11 protein-coding genes and 1 pseudogene are annotated in these 16,671 nt (G+C 58.8%); 7 read left to right on the top strand and 5 right to left on the bottom strand.

All coding sequences use genetic code 11. The annotated features are described in order from the left end of the window. The first annotated feature begins 24 nt into the window (after positions 1-24). Positions 25-318: an antibiotic biosynthesis monooxygenase family protein gene (locus CR152_RS06695; RefSeq protein ID WP_099874211.1), complete on the top strand. Its 294-nt coding sequence runs from the start codon at positions 25-27 to the stop codon at positions 316-318. A 151-nt stretch (positions 319-469) separates the two neighbouring features. Here the strand turns inward: CR152_RS06695 and CR152_RS06690 are convergent, their stop codons facing one another. From CR152_RS06690 to nhaR, 4 genes are all read right to left on the bottom strand, one after another. After that, a complete protein-coding gene (locus tag CR152_RS06690) occupies positions 470-1,036 on the bottom strand; it encodes a hypothetical protein (RefSeq protein WP_157778363.1) in 567 nt (188 codons plus the stop codon). Between the two features lie 424 nt (positions 1,037-1,460). Then, positions 1,461-4,025, bottom strand: a complete 2,565-nt coding sequence (locus CR152_RS06685) for an alginate lyase family protein (RefSeq protein WP_157778362.1) — start codon at positions 4,023-4,025, stop codon at positions 1,461-1,463. 402 nt (positions 4,026-4,427) lie between these two features. After that, positions 4,428-5,903 carry a DUF7832 domain-containing protein gene (locus tag CR152_RS06680; protein ID WP_157778361.1) on the bottom strand — a complete coding sequence of 492 codons (1,476 nt, stop codon included), beginning with the start codon at positions 5,901-5,903 and terminating at the stop codon, positions 4,428-4,430. 189 nt (positions 5,904-6,092) lie between these two features. Beyond that, positions 6,093-6,992: a transcriptional activator NhaR gene (nhaR, locus tag CR152_RS06675; RefSeq protein WP_099874207.1), complete on the bottom strand. Its 900-nt coding sequence runs from the start codon at positions 6,990-6,992 to the stop codon at positions 6,093-6,095. A 109-nt stretch (positions 6,993-7,101) separates the two neighbouring features. Here nhaR and CR152_RS06670 point away from each other — a divergent pair, with 109 nt between their 5' ends. Further along, a complete protein-coding gene (locus CR152_RS06670) occupies positions 7,102-7,494 on the top strand; it encodes an HPF/RaiA family ribosome-associated protein (protein WP_099874206.1) in 393 nt (130 codons plus the stop codon). 27 nt (positions 7,495-7,521) lie between these two features. Further along, positions 7,522-8,487 carry a TerC family protein gene (locus CR152_RS06665; RefSeq protein ID WP_099874205.1) on the top strand — a complete coding sequence of 322 codons (966 nt, stop codon included), beginning with the start codon at positions 7,522-7,524 and terminating at the stop codon, positions 8,485-8,487. A gap of 45 nt (positions 8,488-8,532) precedes the next feature. On the opposite strand, the gene CR152_RS06660 is transcribed toward CR152_RS06665, so the two are convergent. Further along, positions 8,533-9,537, bottom strand: a complete 1,005-nt coding sequence (locus tag CR152_RS06660) for a serine hydrolase domain-containing protein (RefSeq protein ID WP_157778360.1) — start codon at positions 9,535-9,537, stop codon at positions 8,533-8,535. Positions 9,538-9,978: 441 nt separating this feature from the next. Between CR152_RS06660 and CR152_RS06655 the strand changes: the two are divergent. From CR152_RS06655 to CR152_RS06650, 4 genes and pseudogenes are all read left to right on the top strand, one after another. After that, positions 9,979-10,896: pseudogene (locus CR152_RS06655) on the top strand (YifB family Mg chelatase-like AAA ATPase); the annotation flags it as partial. A 72-nt stretch (positions 10,897-10,968) separates the two neighbouring features. Next, a complete protein-coding gene (locus CR152_RS32730; RefSeq protein ID WP_157778359.1) occupies positions 10,969-12,291 on the top strand; it encodes a site-specific integrase in 1,323 nt (440 codons plus the stop codon). Between the two features lie 23 nt (positions 12,292-12,314). Beyond that, positions 12,315-14,339 (top strand): site-specific integrase, encoded by a 2,025-nt coding sequence (locus CR152_RS32725; RefSeq protein ID WP_157778358.1) that lies wholly within the window; start codon positions 12,315-12,317, stop codon positions 14,337-14,339. Next, on the top strand, positions 14,267-16,669 hold the full coding sequence (locus CR152_RS06650; protein WP_099874203.1) for a site-specific integrase: 2,403 nt from the start codon (positions 14,267-14,269) through the stop codon (positions 16,667-16,669). Before CR152_RS32725 ends, CR152_RS06650 begins: the two co-directional genes overlap by 73 nt. Positions 16,670-16,671: the final 2 nt, after the last annotated feature.

Below are 16,671 nucleotides of genomic sequence, written 5' to 3'. Positions count from 1 at the left end.
GTTTTTCATCCCAGGGAGCACATCATGTTTGCAAGAGTTACCCATGTTCAAGCCAAGCCGGAAAAACTCGCCGAGATCGTGGCGCTGTACAACGATTCGGTGCTGCCGGTTCTTCAACAGTTACAAGGATTCAAGTCAACCTTTCTCCTGACCGATCCGGCCAGCGGCAAAGGCATGTCGATTACCTTGTGGGAAACCGAGGCCGACCGCCTCGCCGGCGACAGCGACCCGGCCTTGCGCGACCCGATCGTCGCGGTCATGCCTCTACTGGCGGCGGCCCCGGTAGCGCAGGGTTTCGACGCCATCAGCCTGACATAAAGCAATTCCTATGGTACTTCCGGCGACGCGTTGCACGGCGCGCAGTCCTTCGCAGCATGATCGACATGCATGCCGCGATTGCCATTGCAGTTGGCAGCGTCGCGTGCACCGCCGTTCTTCAAGATGTTGGCACCTGGCTTGCGCCCTGCCCTCAGCCGGTGGTTTTCAAAAGCCGCCAGCCCTGAAGTTGAAGCTCATCACTTTCGCCTGCATCGGTGACGGCATGGACTGCGCCTTCGGGCACAAGATAGCGCTGGCGTCCGGTATGACTGCACAGGCTGACGATGCCCTGCTGGCTTGAGAAAGTGCCCGGTTCGCCTATCGCGATCATCCCCGGCTCGCCAGCTGGACGGTACCAATGTTTCTGTAGCAAGTAATTCCCACCCCGGTGAAACGAGATGACGACCGATTCATTTCCGTCGCTGCCAGTGAGTTTGTAGAGCCGCGTAAATCGACTGGTTTGCCAAATTTCTCGGGCAAGGCGTGGTAGCCATACAAGGAAGAACACGGTGCCGATATCGGCAATCCAAGGGAGCGGAAGCGTCCAATGCGGAGCGTCGACCCGCACCAGCCAGATGCTGAGCAGCGCTGGCCCGACAAAGGGGATATATATACCGGATGAGCTGCGACCGCCGCGTGCAACGATATAGCTGAGTAACAGGGTTAGCCAGCTGATCAACGGAAACAGACATCCCGCTACAAGCAGGAATAGGTGCATGCATGCCTATCGATGAAATGATTGCGGTGTGGGAGAAAATCGACATGCTGGCAACTGGCTGGCAGCAGACGCGTTGCCGTCCCCCGTCTCGCCAGCACAAGTCGGCCCGGCGCACCCGAATTTTACCGCGGGCCGATCGTCGCGGTCATGCCCCTGCTGGCGGGGCCGCCGCAAGCGCAGGGTTTCGACGCCATCAGCCTGACCTGAAGCACTGCATGACGCTTCCGGCAACGCCCCGCTCTGCACGACGCGTTGCACAACGCGCTGCCGTTCGCCTTACGTCATGCTCCGGTCATCTGAGAGGATTATTCTGACGCTGTTGGTGACATGCCTCTGCATTTCCCACAGGTTAGTCCGGTGACCTCGAACACCGGCACCAGATACTTGCAGCCGGAAACCATCCGGCTGCTTTTTTTTGCCTGCGTTAGCGCGCCGGCAGGCTCGCCACCGCGGATGGTGCGCTCAGGCCGCTGTAAGTCGATGCCTTGACCACATAAAAGTAGGCCGCACTACCGGTAGCGCCCGCGTCGACGAAACTGGTGCCGGTCAGCTCGGTCCCGACCCGCTCGAACGGCCCGCTTGCGTTAGTAGCGCGCAACACATCGTAGCTGCGCGCCATCGGGCTGGCCGCCCACTGCACCGCGACGCCGCCGCTGCGCGCGCTGGCGCTGACCTTGGTGGGCGGCGCCACCAGGCTGCCGGGCTTCGATCCGATTTTCACGTTCTCGAAACTGGCGGTGGTGGTGGCCACCGGATCGCCCGAGGCCGAGAAAATGCCGACATACAAGGTATCGGACAGTTCCGGATAAATGATGGTGCCGATGGCCGACCAGTCGGTCCCGCCGTTGCTCGACAGGTAGGCATAGACGAAATTACCGTGCCGCACCAGCTTGAGCGACATCGGCGCCACCGCCGATGTGAACCGGCGCGCCGCATGGTAGCCGCCGTAGTGCTGCGTTCCGACGCGCCAGAACAGATGCGTGCCGTTGCCGGAACTGGCCGGCGCCACGTAAATTTGGGCCGCCGCCGTGGCGGGACGCGCGTCGAGCGAACTGCGGATCATGATGCCGGCCACGCCGGTGCTCAGCGCCCCCGGATCGGTGACGGTGGCGATGACTTCGACGTCGCCCTTGAGCTCCTTGTACGCGAAGTGATAGCCCTTCTCGGCACCGGCGCCGGAGGCCGTCATCTTCCAGTTCGCGCCGGTATTGGTGGCGCTGCCCGGCGTCTGGACCTTGCCCAGGTCGGCCTGGGTGAAGCTGGTCGCCGCCGTCATCACCGGCGGGGTGAACGGGAACGTTAGCGCGCGTGCGGTCGAGCTGTCCTTGGTGCGGCGGTAAACCTGGCCCGAGTACGGACCGCTGTACGGACCGGCTTCGCCGCGCGATTTGGCCAGCTCGCGGTATTCCGCGACATTCGGCGCCTTCAGGCCCTTGCGCACCACGTAGTGCGTGTACAAGGTCTCGAACAGGTTAGCCGGCATGGTCTGGAGGGGCTGGGCGCCGATCTGGGTGTAGTAACCGTAGCCGCACGAGACCGGATTAAACGTGAACGGCTTGCCCAGGTTGTAGTTGGCGTAGTATTCGCCGGCCGCCAGCAAGCGGTTGTTACGCAGAGAATACAGGTCGATGCCCTGCTTCCAGGCGGTTTCGGCAATCGCGCCGTAGGTGGCGATCTGGCCGTGTGCGTGACCCTGGTCGCGGCCGGTATCGCCCACCTCGCCATTCGACATGATCTGGTCGAGCCCGCCCGGATCGCTGAGGTAAGCGTTGATGACCTGGTCGAACTTGAGCGGGCTGTCGAGGAATACCGCCACCGCCAGCGCGGCCTTGAGCGCCAGCCCGCCCTGGTTGCATGGCTTGAGCAGGCTGCCGTTGCCGAGCGCGGTGCCGATCGCGGAACTGCCGCCGACCTGCAGGCGGCGCCACCAGACATTCTCGAGCCAGGACTTCATGTGCGCCGTATGGGTCGCGGTCCAGCCGGGATACAGGCCGCGCAGAATGTCGGCGGCGACGATGGCGCGGCCGGAATAGTCGCCCAGCATCAGCGCGGCCTCGACGCCATCGAGCGAGGTGTTGGTGGTGGCCCAGGCGTCGAGGATCGAGATCGACTTTTCCTCGTGCGCGCTGTTGCCCGAGACGTACCACATCAGCGCGTGGTTGTAGGCCATCTGCATGTCGCGCTCGAAGGCGCCGCGGTTCAGGTCGAAATTGCGGTTGGCGATGGCGAACGGGCCGAGCATCGCGTAGTTCAGGGGTGTGCGCCCGCCGAGATGGTGGTAGCCGCTGGCCCACGGCTCCTCGCCAGCGAGCACGTGCGCCTTGTATTGCGCCAGGTCGGCCGCGTTGTAGCCAATGCCGGGGTGCACGAAGCTGGTCACGCCCGTGGTCCAGGCAGCCGGCACGGCGATCGGGACCACAGCCGGCGGGGTAACGACCGGCGGCGTAATCACCGGTGGCGTGACGACCGGTGGAGCGACCACGGATGGGGTGACGACGACCGGCGGCTTGACGACAGGTGGGGTGACCACCGGCGGCGTGACGACTGGCGGCGTGACGACTGGCGGCGTGACGACCGGCGGTGCGACCACCGGCGGGGTGATTGCCGGCGGAACAACGGCTGGCGGAGTGACCACAGGCACGGCAGCAACCGGCGGCGTGGACGGCGCAGGAATGAGCACAGCCGGCGTCGGTACCATGATCGGTTTGGTGGCCACGGGGTCGCCAACCGGGCTGTCATCGGCCACCGGAACAGCGCCAGGCAAAGCAGGAGCCGCTTCCGGCGGGCCGGCGACCGGCACGGTGTCGGGAATAACAGCTGCGGGTGGCGTGGCCGGTGCCGTCGGCACTGGCGCGGCAGCGGACGGCAGGTTCACCGAGGCTTGCGCGTCCGGACCCACTTTATTCGAAGATGACGATCCACCGCAGGCGGAAAGAGCGATGGACAGCGCCAGGATGGACAAGGCGGGGCGATGATTGACGGGGGGCATGACGAACTCCGGCAGAACGGTTGGGATGGATGGATAGATTGATCAGCCCAGAGCCGTGTACGGTCACGCTGTGTCTCGACGCTTAAAGTTATCCAAATGTAATTTTTGGACGAATATAACAATCGTGTTAACCCAAGTCAATATCTGCAATTGACATAGGTAATCAGATTAATAGCATAGCTTCGCCGCTTGCATGGCGTGGCCGGGTGGCCCAGGCGGCAAGGCCGCGAGCGGCGGCGACGACATCACCGCCGCCAACTGGAGCGGGAATGTCATGCTAACCAGGACAAGATGGCAGCCTGCCCGCAAGCGCTGACTGTCGAGGTGGGGACCTCGGCTAGCGCAGCGGCGCGACCGGTGCTGCAGGGAGCGTGGTCCGCTGCAGTCCGGTCCGAAGGAACCTTAGGCCAATTCCTGGGAATTGGCTTGCTTCCAGGTCGCAAACTGCTTGGTGAAGAGCGCGAACAAGGCGTCGTAGATCTCGACCGGATCGTCGTCGAGCACGGGTTCGTCATGACCGTACTGGCCCTGGCGCTTGCCGAACATGGTCTTCAGATCGGCATTGATCCAGATGCCGTCCATGTTGTGGAAGTAAATGTAGGCAAACTGGCGCAGGCCGGGCTCGTCCGTCAGATGCGTGTCCCACAGCCCGCGCGTCAGCCCCAGCTGCACCAGCTGCGACGGACGCGCTTCCCTGCGGCGCATGGAGTCGATGAGCTCGTCCTGCCCGGGGAACATGGCGCGCTCGAGCCAGCCGTTTTCCAGCGCCCATTGCATGAACAGGCCAGCGCCGCTGTGGATCTGGTTGGCCGCTTCGGGCCGGGCGAGTTCACGTCCCTGGGCGATTTGCACGCAGGCATTGGTGCGGCCATTGTTCATCCACAGCCTCAGTTCGGTGTCGCGTGCCGGATCGAGCGGCAAGGTGCACGCCTTTTCGACCTCGCCGTCCTCATCGACGGTTTCCTTGTACTGTTGCGGCAGGCGCTGCGCAATGGCGTCCCACAGTGCGTCGCCATGCAAACCGAACAGGACTGGCTCGCTGTACGCGTCACCAAGAAACACGCTTTCCAGGAACGGGCAGATGGCCTTGTTACTGATCGGGACTGGCGCGTAGTTCGGGTTCAGCACCTTGCGGCTGAAAAGAAAGCTGACGTCGGCCTTTTTCGCGGTCAGCCAGATGCTGTCGTCGTGTTTGGCATTGCCGATGGACTGGGGCGGCGCCTTGCCGAAGATCTGTTCGGCGACGGCGCACAGTTCGGGATCGGCGGCGGTGCGGCCCACCAGGCTGCACAACATCTTGAGGCGCTCGCCCATGCCGTCGATGTGGCTCAGGTAGCCGGGGTCCATGACGGGCGCGGCGCCCTGCTGCGTGGGCGGCGCGCGGCGTTCCGGCGGATCACCTGCGGCGTAGGCGGAAAAGTCGAACTGCCCGCTCACGGCCGGCGCGGCGATCTTGCTCTTGTTGAGCCAGGATTTGAATGCCTTGCGCGCAGCCACCTGCTCCGGTTCCAGCTCATCGTCGCCGAGATCGATCTCGGTGTCGGTTTCGCCTGCGTCGATGGCCAGCAGGAAGGCTTCGAACGAGTCGGAGAGGGTTCGCAGTTCGCCCTCGGAACCGATATGCACGACGGCAGGCGGCTGCACCGCTTCGCACAGGCCGATCAGGGAACCGTCGGGCAGGCTGATGAAGCCCCAGGTGCTGTCGCCCCAGCGCTCCATGCCTTCCCAGGCGGTACCGCCGGCCAGGTTTTCCGGCGCCAGCTCGAAGTAGCCGAGGTCGCCGTATTCATAGGGCGCGAGCCATGTGAAGAACTTGGCCATGAGGGGTGGTACTGGCCGGCCGATCTCTTTTTCCCATGCCGCTACGTCAAAATCCATCGATATTCCTGTTCTCTGAAAGCATGTGCGAACGCCGCCGGTCGCGTTGACGCGGGGCGGGTGTATGGATGCATTGTATGCGCTAAGTCCGCGAGCGCTGTTTTACGTGGTTCCCGGCCCATGCGGGCGCCGCCGCCAGCCCGGCTGAAATGGGCGGCAAGGCCGTCGAAACACGGCGGGGGCATCAGCTCAGGCAAACAGTGTGTTGCGCGCCATTGTGCTGATTGCCAACGTGGCAGGATGGCTCATCCGGCGTTCCGTGGTGATGGCGTACACCTGTTCGACCAGCGAATCGACCCGGCCGAGCGGCACCACCCGGTATTGATCGCTGACCTGGCGGGCAATCACGGTCGGTGCAAAAAAGACCCCCGCCCCGGACTGGCCGAAGGCCTTGATCATCGCGCTGTCATCGAACTCGCCAACCACGCGCGGATGCACCTGGCTCTTTTCCAGCCACTGCAAGACGCGCTGATGGATGGCGAAGTCTTCGCCGGGCAGCAGCATGGGAGCGCCGTTCAGGCAAGCCGGAAATCCTTCACCAAGCTCCTTCGCCAGCGCCGCGGTGGCAAACACGGTCATGCCGCTTTCACCGAGCAGGTGATTGAAGCCGCGCACGCTGAGGTGACTCGGCATGGGGCGATCGGCAATGATGAGATCGAGCCGGTGAACCGCCAGGTCCGCCACCAGGCTGGCGAGCCTGCCTTCGCGGCAGATCAGCTTGACCGGTTCCCCTAGTTTCAGGGCCGGTTCCACCAGCCGGCAGGCAATCAGTTTTGATACCGAATCGGCGCAGCCGACACGGAAAGTAATCGTCGTGGTGAACGTCTTGTCGCGCACGAGGTCAAGCAGTTCGTCGCCGGTGGTGAAAATGTCTTCGGCATAGCTCAGGATGCGCCGCCCGGTTTCGGTCAGTTCCAGGTTGCGTCCGACACGGCGGAACAGCTCCACGCCAAGCGTGTCGGCAAATTCGGAGAGCTGGCCGGAAATGGACTGTGGCGTGAGATGCAGCTGCGTGGCAGCCTTGGCAATGCTGCCGGTTTTCGCCACCATCCAGAAATAGCGCAGGTGCTTGAAATTCAATGATGACATGGAAGCCTTCAATACATCGATTAAATCGATCTGACAGCACATTATATTCGAATTGTACGATGCTTTTCCACGAACTATAGTGAATCCATTAACCCAACAGGAGGAAATCATGCGCGTCACCATTCAGGCAAACGGATTTGTACTCACCGAGGCATTGCGTTCGTACACCGAGCAGCGCCTGGCCATCGCCTTAGGCTGGGCCGGCCAGCATATGCGCAGGCTGGCGGTGTCGCTGTCCGACATCAACGGCCCGCGCGGCGGCATCGACAAACGCTGCAAGATCCAGGTGCAGCTCGGCGGGGGCAAGGAAGTGATCATCGAAGATACGGAAGCCGATCTTTACAGCGCCATCGACCGCGCTACGGATCGCGCCGACCGCGCGGTGGTGCGGCAGGTTGAGCGCAAGCGTGACTTTACCCACACCCGCCTGGCGGCGACCCAGGCGCCGGATATGGACCGCGACGGCGATCTGCGCGACCTGGATGACGACGCGGCAAGCTAAGCGACCAAGGACAACGGAGAGCATTCCATGAACGGTTTAGAAACCATTGCAAGCGCCCCCATGTGGGCAGCTTTTATCGTCTTCGTGCTCGTCATGCTCGCCCTCGATCTGTTCGTATTCGGGGGCAACAAGGCGCACAAGGTGAGCGTGAAGGAGGCAGGCATCTGGTCGCTGGTGTGGGTGAGCCTGGCCATGCTGTTTAACGGTGGCCTGTGGTGGTACCTGAAGGGCACGGTAGGAACGGAGATCGCGGACCAAAAGGCATTGGAGTTTTTCTCGGGCTACCTGATCGAGAAAGCGCTGTCGGTGGATAACGTGTTCGTGTTCCTGCTGATATTCACCGCGTTTCAGGTGCCCCAGCAGTATCAGCGGCGCGTGCTGATCTACGGCGTGCTCGGTGCGATTGTCATGCGCGCAGTGATGATCTCGGCGGGCGCGTGGGTGGTCAGCGAGTTCAGCTGGGTCCTGTATCTGTTCGGTGCGTTCCTGCTCTTTACCGGCCTGCGCATGCTGGTCGCGGTCGACCAGGAGCCCGACGTGGCCAACAACCCGGTACTGCGCTTTGCCCGCCGCCATTTGCGTGTCGCAGAAGGCGACCACGGCGAACGGTTTTTCATCACCAAGGATGGACTGCGCTACGTCACGCCGCTGTTCCTGGTGCTGCTGCTCATTGAAGTGACGGACCTGGTGTTTGCGGTCGACTCGATTCCGGCGATTTTCGCCATTACGACCGATCCGTTCATCGTCTTCACTTCAAACCTGTTTGCCATACTTGGTCTGCGGGCACTGTACTTCCTGCTGGTCGATGTGGCCGATCGCTTCCACTTGCTCAAGTATGGCCTGGCCATGGTACTGACCTTCATCGGCACGAAAATGCTGATCATGCCGTGGTATCACGTGCCGGTGCAGGCATCGCTGACCGTCGTGGCCGTGCTCATTGCAGCAAGCTGTGTGGCCAGCCTGTTCATCACCCGCAAGGGCGGCGAGAAGTAAGCAGAGGAGGTCCGGTACGCCGGACCTCCAGGTCCCCCGCATTATTTATGGCTTTTCAATCGAATCCCAGTTGTATGCCTTCGCGACACGGTCTGCGATCTGGTTCATCAGGGGCATGCCGTTGTCGCCATTGGTCATGATGACGAGCCCGTACCCTTTGCGAACATGGCCGGTCATCCAGGCGCGATAGCCCCAGTTGCTACCGTTGTGCGAAAAGTACCACCCGTCGCCATGGCGGTCGATTGCCAGGCCCACTGCGTAGCGGCCAATCCCGACCGGGGTTAGCATTTCCCGCGCGAACCGCTGTTCCAGCACCCTGCCCTTTGGACCGCGCGCAGCCGTCTGGATTTCTATGACGAACCTGGCCAGGTCGCTCGGGGTGGTCCACAAGCCGGCGGCGGCCAGCTCCGGATGGACGCGCCAGGGAGCGCCCATGCGGCGGCCCTGTTCATCGTGCGCCAGCGCGGCGCGCTCCAGCGCTGGCGGCCCGAAGGAGCTGTCGGACATGCCTGCCGGACCAAGCACGGACGATGCCATCAACTGCGCAAACGGGCGCCCGGATAACTCCGTCAGCGCCAGCTGCATGATGGTCAATCCACCGCCCGAATACTTGTAGGCTTCGAAAGGCGCACGCGCGAAGGCGACCTTGCCGACGTTCGATGGCGGCCGGCCGTCGAGCATCTGGACCGTCGTCGGCAGTGGCGCGCCTGGCTCGTAACCGGGGAAACCGAAACCATCGTCCGCGCCCGATGTATGGCTAAACAGCGAACGTGGCGTGACCGCTTGCTTGCGCGTCAATGCAGAGCGCGGCACCTGCCAGGACTTGAGCATCGTATTGATATCGGCGTCGAGGTTGAGCCGGTTCTCCTGCGCCAGGCGCATGGCGGCCAGCGCCGTCACTGGCTTGCTGATCGACGCGGCCTGGAAGCGGGTTGCCGTGTCCAGAACGCGCCCGGTTTGCGCGTCGGCGACGCCGTAGGCTTTGGCCCAGTGAATTTTGAAATCCTTGACCACAGCGATGCTCACGCCAGGAACGCGAAGGCGCTTCATCAACGCCGCCATAGCGAGGGAGTCAAGATCGTCACGGTCGGGAAAAGTTTGCGGCGTTTCGATTTGGGCGATCAGCGATGCAACGTCGTCCCGAGCTTGAACGGCTTGCATCGGAAGCACGGAAATGGCAAAGAGGAAGATTATTGAAATGCGGACGGGCCGCTGTCGATAAGGCTTGGTCATCAATTTCCTGTCCCTGATATGGATCGCGCCGCCAGACCTTGAGTCCGGTGGATGGCCACCGGCGAGGCCACTTGCGCACTCTATTGGCTTCCAGCCATCAATTATCTGCTAGTTTGCCGAATAGCACTGGGGCTATCACGATGCGGCAATCCATCGTCCATCGGGCCTCGCCATGCCCGCACGTTTGGTCGCCATCAATAGGCGAAGGTGAACACTGCTTATGATCAGCCGGATCATCACTTGCCCCATCGGGAAACCATGAGCCTCGCCGTTCTACGCAGCCGCGCCCTGGCCGGCATGGAAGCGCGCGCCGTCAGCGTCGAAGTACATCTGGCGAACGGCTTGCCGAAATTCACCATCGTCGGCCTGCCCGACGCGGAAGTGCGCGAATCGAAAGACCGCGTGCAAGCCGCGCTGCAAAATGCCGGGTTCCAGATCCCGGCGCGCCGCATCACCGTTAACCTGGCCCCGGCCGACCTGCCCAAGGAATCGGGCCGCTTCGACCTGCCGATCGCGATCGGCATCCTGGCTGCGTCGGGACAGATTCCGTCGCGGGAACTGGGACGCTACGAATTCGCGGGCGAACTGTCGCTGTCGGGCGAGTTGCGGCCGATCCGCGGGGCGCTGGCGATCACCTTCGCCATGCAGCGCGAAGCCGGCGCGCATCGCGGCTTCATCCTGCCGCAAGCCAATGCCGACGAAGCGGCGCTGGTGGCCGACGCCGTCATTTACCCGGCCGCTACCCTGCTGCAGGTGTGCGCCCACTTCAGCGCCAGCGATGACGCCTGCCGCCTCGGCCGCCATCAGCCGCGCGCGCTCACGCGCCTGCCCGACTATCCGGATTTTTGCGACGTCAAAGGCCAGCGCTCAAGCAAGCGCGCGCTCGAAGTGGCGGCGGCCGGCGCCCACAGCGTGCTGATGGTCGGGCCGCCCGGCGCCGGCAAGACCATGCTGGCGTCGCGCTTTCCCGGCCTGCTGCCGCCGATGACGGATCAGGAAGCGCTGGAATCGGCGGCGGTGCAGTCGCTCACCGGTGGCTTTTGTGCGGAAAACTGGAAGGCGCGCCCCTTCCGCAGCCCGCATCACACCACGTCCGGCGTGGCGCTGGTGGGCGGCGGCGCGGTACCGCGGCCCGGCGAAATTTCGCTCGCGCATTGCGGTGTGCTGTTTCTCGATATAGCTTAGACTTTGTGGAATTAGATGGAGTTCAATCTGAGTCTTCCATCTATACCTCAACATGGGCACCAAATGAAATTCAGCGTCTATTACAGTGATAACCCGACGACCACTCGCGCGGGATTCGGTCGTGCCGCACATCTTCCCTGTATCTTCGATGCGCGGCCCGGCTATCACCGATTCGCAAGCCACTACTTGCTGGATCGAGGTTTGGCCATTTGGCATCCGATAACCAGGAGAGGACCTGCGCGAAACAATCCGCCAAGCGACCAGACAATGCGCAATTATGCACACTGGCTCGTTAATTTTTTAGAGTGGGCAGAACTCCGGAACATCGATCTCGTAACGTGCACATATCGCGACCATGTGCAGGGACGGTATCAAGCGGAAATGCTCAACGGAATTTGGTCATGTGATGGCAGCGGCCTCTCGCCGCGCACGGTGAACCTGAGGGTACAACAAGCATGCGACTACCTATCATGGCTCGAAGACAATAGCCATCGCCAGCCTTTCGAAATTCCTTGTGACACCGTACTGTTGAAGGGGCGAAGTTCACTAAGTGCAGTTGGTCATGCTGCGCAGTACGTCAACGTTAGAAAAGGAAAAGTGCGTGAGGCGAGCAAAATTATTCACATGCCGGCGTCCAGCGACCTCAAAATATGGCTAAAAGATGTGTACGAAAAGGTTGGGCATATAAGAGGATTAATGTGCGAGACGATTTTGCTATCTGGGCTTAGGCGGGAGGAGCTCTGCTGTCTGCGAACCAATACTCTTCCATTGAATCCGTCCGACTGGGAACTTAGCAGTTCCGGTACGCCGTTGGCACAGCAGCGGGTGCAAATCAAACTTCAGTATGGAACGAAGGGCCCATCCTACGGACACGATCACGGCGACAAGATTGGACCAGCTAGGTTCATATGGATTCCACTTCACTTAGCAGAGCGGATCCACGAATATCGAATGAAAATGCGTTCGCCGGCGTTAAAAACATGGGTGAACCAGGCCACAACATTGGATGAAAAAAGGAGAAGGGTGAATGACGCTGTCCACCTTTTTATTGACGAGAAAAGTGGTCGCAGAGTCTCGGCTAAGAAACTCTACAGCGCATGGACTTGCGGCGCGCTGCCCGTGAAGGGTTGGGCTCCTCATCAAGGTCGGCACTGGTGGGCCTGCTCGACTTTGTTACAGGAGATGAAGAGGCATGAGCGTTTGCGTGACCTGGGCATCGGGGTCGCAGCGGCGCTCCTTGAGTCAACGGCCATGAGCATTCTAAGATTGCAGATACAACCTCAACTAGGCCATAGACACGATTCGTCAACAATGATTTATCTCAAGTGGGCAATTGCAGCGCTCGGCGAAAGTCTGCCCATCTTATACGAATCAGGCCCTCAATAACGACGAAAGCATGAGCAACACTGATGAGTATTCGTACCTATAAAAAAGATCACCTGAAGGAACTCGCGCAGCGACTTGCAGCCGCGGCCAACCCAGAAAATGAGCGAGAGCCAACACTCGACCCATTGCGCTTTTGGACTAGGCATTCAACGAAGTCGATCATGGTCGACCTGACCAGTTTTCACACCGGCGCGAAGCAAGAGGCGGTCACAGGAAGATGGAGTGGCCGGTACAGCGGTCGTCCGGCGTTAATAGCTGAGATCGCCCCAGTGCTGAAAGAGTTAGTTGAATACGCAGCCGCTAACACGATTTCGCAGTATTTGCATGCGTTACGAAAATGGTGGCGCGCACTGGATATTGCGGAGTCCTCCGGCGCGCCAAAAGTCTCTACAGTCGCCGATCTTACCGACGTGCATAGACAACTAGCATTGGACAGTGCGATGGAGAGTCTCGCGTTCAGTAACTTTGTGAGGTTAGCAAACTTAGTACGGCGGCGCAGTCAATCGCCACCGCTGCACTGGTCTGCTCCAGAGCGACCGATTGCTCCCAGATCTTTGCCACCAAAATGGCAGACAGACCAGATTCGATTTGAACTTAAACATCGGTGGTTCGCCGCCATTTTTCGCTGGGAGAAAGCCCGTTGTTTACTATCGCTGGATTACTCTCCACTGAACGCAACGGAGGAGCGTCTGCAGGCAAACTACTTGCATTTTCGCACCAGAACTTTAGCGACTGCAGATCCCCGCCCGACTGCGGAGCATTTCTATAACGGTCTCTCTTCAGACGCTTTCAAGATGAAAGGGTTGTCCATTCCTCTCATGCTGAGTGGCTTCTACCCCAATGCAGAAGACATACGCGTCGCCTTCAATCTTTGCCTCGCGAATACAGGATGGAACCCATCGGTGCTGCTTGATCTCGACGTAGAAGAAGAGTTCTTGACTGAGCATCCAAAAGATTCGTCCCGCTATCTACTGCGTGGCTATAAAGCGCGCGGCAGTTCGGAGCAGATTAGTGAAGGGCTCTTTAAGTCCCAGGGCTCCCCGGGAGTTATTCTCCAGACCCTAATGAAGCAAACTCACCCCTTACGGGAAAAGTTAGCACGGGAATTGAAGGGCAAGCGACGGCAGCTAGATGCCATGCATGACGAGTTGAAAAGCTCTACCACTTTTGAGAAAGCCCACTCAGAAATTTCTAACTTGGAGCGCGGACTACGGTCTCCCTGGCTGTACGCGGTTGGGGCAAACAAGAACGTTCAATGGCTGCACAACCAAACTTACGGAAGCGGCCTAAAGAGGGGCCAGGGCAGTTCATTTCTAGAAGAAATCATCGCCGATATGAACACACGAAGAAACTCTGAGCGACAATTGGGCCGTATCACTCCTAGCGACTTCCGGGATGCTTTCGCAGCGAACGCTTACACGCTGAGCGGCGGGATGATCTTATACGTTATGAAGGCTCTTGGTCACAAATCGCCAAACACGACCCAAATTTATCTAGACAACACTTTGATCAACGAGGAATCCCGACGATTGTACAAAACATTTAGCGATGCGCTTTGGGACGAGATAAAGGTAAACGGTCGAGTTGATGCATCGGTTATAGCAAAGATTTCTCAGGACGGCCATATCACGGCCGATCAACGAGACCGTGTTGAAAAGTATCGGTCGTTGCAGCGAAGCAGACTTGGAGTAGGCTGCAAAAATCCGCACGATCCGCCGGAGAGGATCGCGCCAGGTTTTCTACGTGACGGAAAAGCTGTGTGCTCTGTTCAGCGATGCACTCTATGCGTCGAGCATGCAGTGATCTTTCCAGATAGTTTGCCCGGCCTAACAATGCGCTTAGCGGAACTGCAATACTTGAAGTCGACCATGTCTTCCCTCGCATTTATCCAATCATCGTTTGTTGAAGAAATAAGAAATACTGAACTTGCATTGACAGGCTTCGACCCAGCTTCCGTGCTCGCTAAGACTGACGAATGGTCGAAAAAAATCGCGGATGGCGCGCATCGAGTTATACAGTTGAATGGATACGAAAGAAACTCTGGATGAGCACAGATTCCTTTCCCGACACAGGGTCAGCCATAGCTGCCAGCCCCTCGCCTCTCGTTTCACAAAAGGGCCGGAAGAGCAGCATTCTCGAGGCAATCGATAGGGCAAAAGGAATTTCGACGGCAGAGAACATACATAGACTCAACAAGGTCGATATTCAGCTGCTCCAATCTCTGATTGAGAACGGCCACGAAATCGGCATATGGGAGACGCCAAAAAAATGGACGCGTATTTCCACCCAAGCAGTAGTCTCGCGAGTCGATCTAGCCGGAAGAATCCGTCATTTCCTTTGGAAGCGATTTCAGTTCAACTGCCAGATTTTAGACGCGCCAGAAAACTTGTTCGCTTCCGAAATGGATGACGCAATTCTTTCCATTACAAGATATTTGCTACTACTTCGGATAGGCCCGGTAGGGCTTGGCCGCAAGGGAAGTTCTGCGTCGCTTGACCCTGGAAACATTATGGGAATTGCCTATCGAACGATGCCGTTGCTTGCTGCTCTTGCCGTACAAAATATTTGGCGGGCTCGCGCGAAAACGATCCACCACGGCGTCGATAAAAAATCTTCCTTTAAATTCTTCGCTTTCGTCACTGAGGACGACCTCCAACTGTTGAATACGAGCGAAAGGCGTGCCGTTAGTATGGAAATCATGCGGATGCGGGTTCTCACAGAGCGGGGCTATTGGATCGATACTCCCCGTATAGGCATGATGGAGACAGCGGTCGCGATTGCTGCCCCAGGTGAACGAACATACCCTGCAATCCGAACAATTGAACCCCATTCCCCTTTGCCAGATGACTATGTTGCCCAAATGGGCCGTTGCTGTCTCTGGCTCATTGACGAGCTTGCTCCAACACTACTACAAGTAGCAGAAGGAATCGCAGCGCTTTGGAGCGAGACAGAATTTGCAGCGGTCTCCACCTTAGAAGTGGAACAGCTACGCCGAACGCGACTCCGCAAGTACCTAAACGCGGCAGTGTGGAAGGACAACTACGGCAATTTGATAACTCGCCCGCCATTTCTTATTCGTTTTAATCAACTTGGAAAATCTGTTGGCGGAAATGCGCAATCAGATATGAGTGCCAAAATGAGCGCGTCAAACCTTCGAATTCCCTCGGAAGCATCCAGTGATTGGGAAGATAGATCATCAACGTGGCCTCCAAGTTCCTTCGCAGACGTCATGGGGCTTTTGGCGACCCTCCAGCAGGCTCATCTGTTCGTAGTAACACTATCGACTGGCGCACGAAGCTCGGAAGTATTAAGCCTCAGCCGTCACTGCTTGCACTTGAGCAAAAACGGGCAGCCGTACGCTTCTGGACTAACGTTCAAGCTGGTTCAAAATTTCGAAGGACAAAGTAAGGAATGGATCTTGCCGGAGGTAGCGATGAAGGCTATAAAGCAGCAGGTCACGTTAGTCAATCTGGTAGAACGCATTGGACCGCAACATGCAAAGCGCCGAGCCCTCCACAGAGGGAATGCAGGACCGGCAGCACATCTGTGGGCTCAACTTCCCGGCACTGCGAAGTGCAATCGGTCCGCCCCTCTGACAAATCTGCGCAATTCCTTAAACCGACTAGCGACGACGCTTGGCTTAAGTACAAACCCAGGAGGACAGAATCTAAAGCCTCACAGACTCCGAAAAACGGTAGCTCGTCTTGTCGCCCTCGCACTCACGCAAGCGCCAAAAATACTAATGGACGTTTTTGGCCACAAGTCTATTGAAATGACGTTGTATTACGTGCTCGCCGATAAATCCCTGCAAGTTGATGTCGAAAAAGTTTGTCGCGAACTGTGTGTCATGCGAGCGTCGGACGCAGTCGAGCATATCCTAGCGGAGCAGACTTTTGCTAAATCAGATGAACCGACGCTCTACGGTGGACCAGCTGAGAAAAAAATAAAGAGTGCAGTGAGTGCACACGGCAGGCGAATTCATCAGCGCGGAGAAAACTGGAACGCTAACAACGTCAAAGAGCTAGCTGAAATTCTGACTTTGCAAGGCCAGGCATGGAATTTGGTTCGGGAAGGAATAATCTGCACAAAATTTCCGGGCACTGAGTTTGGCCCTTGCAACGGTAGCAAGGGACAACCAGAGCCGTCAAAATGTGAGTCTACCTGCGAGCACCGTCTGGAGGAAGGATTTTTGAGGCAGGATGTGAGCAGTGCAATACAAGAGTCTCTCGAACAGTACAAGACGGCCGAGGCCGAGGAAGATGAGCTTATGCAGTCATTTTGGGCCGGACAGCTTCGCGCAAACGTAACACGTTTTGATGATATTCGTGCATATTGGTTGAACGATCCAACCGTAAGACTTTTGATGAACGACGGATGACC

Origin of the sequence: Massilia violaceinigra (assembly GCF_002752675.1) — a bacterium.
In the GTDB taxonomy this organism is placed as follows: domain Bacteria; phylum Pseudomonadota; class Gammaproteobacteria; order Burkholderiales; family Burkholderiaceae_D; genus Telluria_A; species Telluria_A violaceinigra.
This window is presented reverse-complemented; position numbering and strand designations above follow the sequence as displayed.

Excerpts from the sequence above, each read along its gene's own strand:
- CR152_RS06685 (WP_157778362.1), bottom strand. The coding sequence starts at position 4,025 with ATGCCCCCCGTCAATCATCGCCCCGCCTTGTCCATCCTGGCGCTGTCC.
- CR152_RS06660 (WP_157778360.1), bottom strand. The coding sequence starts at position 9,537 with ATGAAGCGCCTTCGCGTTCCTGGCGTGAGCATCGCTGTGGTCAAGGAT.
- CR152_RS06680 (WP_157778361.1), bottom strand. The coding sequence starts at position 5,903 with ATGGATTTTGACGTAGCGGCATGGGAAAAAGAGATCGGCCGGCCAGTA.
- CR152_RS06650 (WP_099874203.1), top strand. The coding sequence starts at position 14,267 with ATGGTCGAAAAAAATCGCGGATGGCGCGCATCGAGTTATACAGTTGAA.
- CR152_RS06690 (WP_157778363.1), bottom strand. The coding sequence starts at position 1,036 with ATGCACCTATTCCTGCTTGTAGCGGGATGTCTGTTTCCGTTGATCAGC.
- CR152_RS06670 (WP_099874206.1), top strand. The coding sequence starts at position 7,102 with ATGCGCGTCACCATTCAGGCAAACGGATTTGTACTCACCGAGGCATTG.
- CR152_RS32730 (WP_157778359.1), top strand. The coding sequence starts at position 10,969 with ATGAAATTCAGCGTCTATTACAGTGATAACCCGACGACCACTCGCGCG.
- CR152_RS06665 (WP_099874205.1), top strand. The coding sequence starts at position 7,522 with ATGAACGGTTTAGAAACCATTGCAAGCGCCCCCATGTGGGCAGCTTTT.
- CR152_RS06695 (WP_099874211.1), top strand. The coding sequence starts at position 25 with ATGTTTGCAAGAGTTACCCATGTTCAAGCCAAGCCGGAAAAACTCGCC.
- CR152_RS32725 (WP_157778358.1), top strand. The coding sequence starts at position 12,315 with ATGAGTATTCGTACCTATAAAAAAGATCACCTGAAGGAACTCGCGCAG.
- nhaR (WP_099874207.1), bottom strand. The coding sequence starts at position 6,992 with ATGTCATCATTGAATTTCAAGCACCTGCGCTATTTCTGGATGGTGGCG.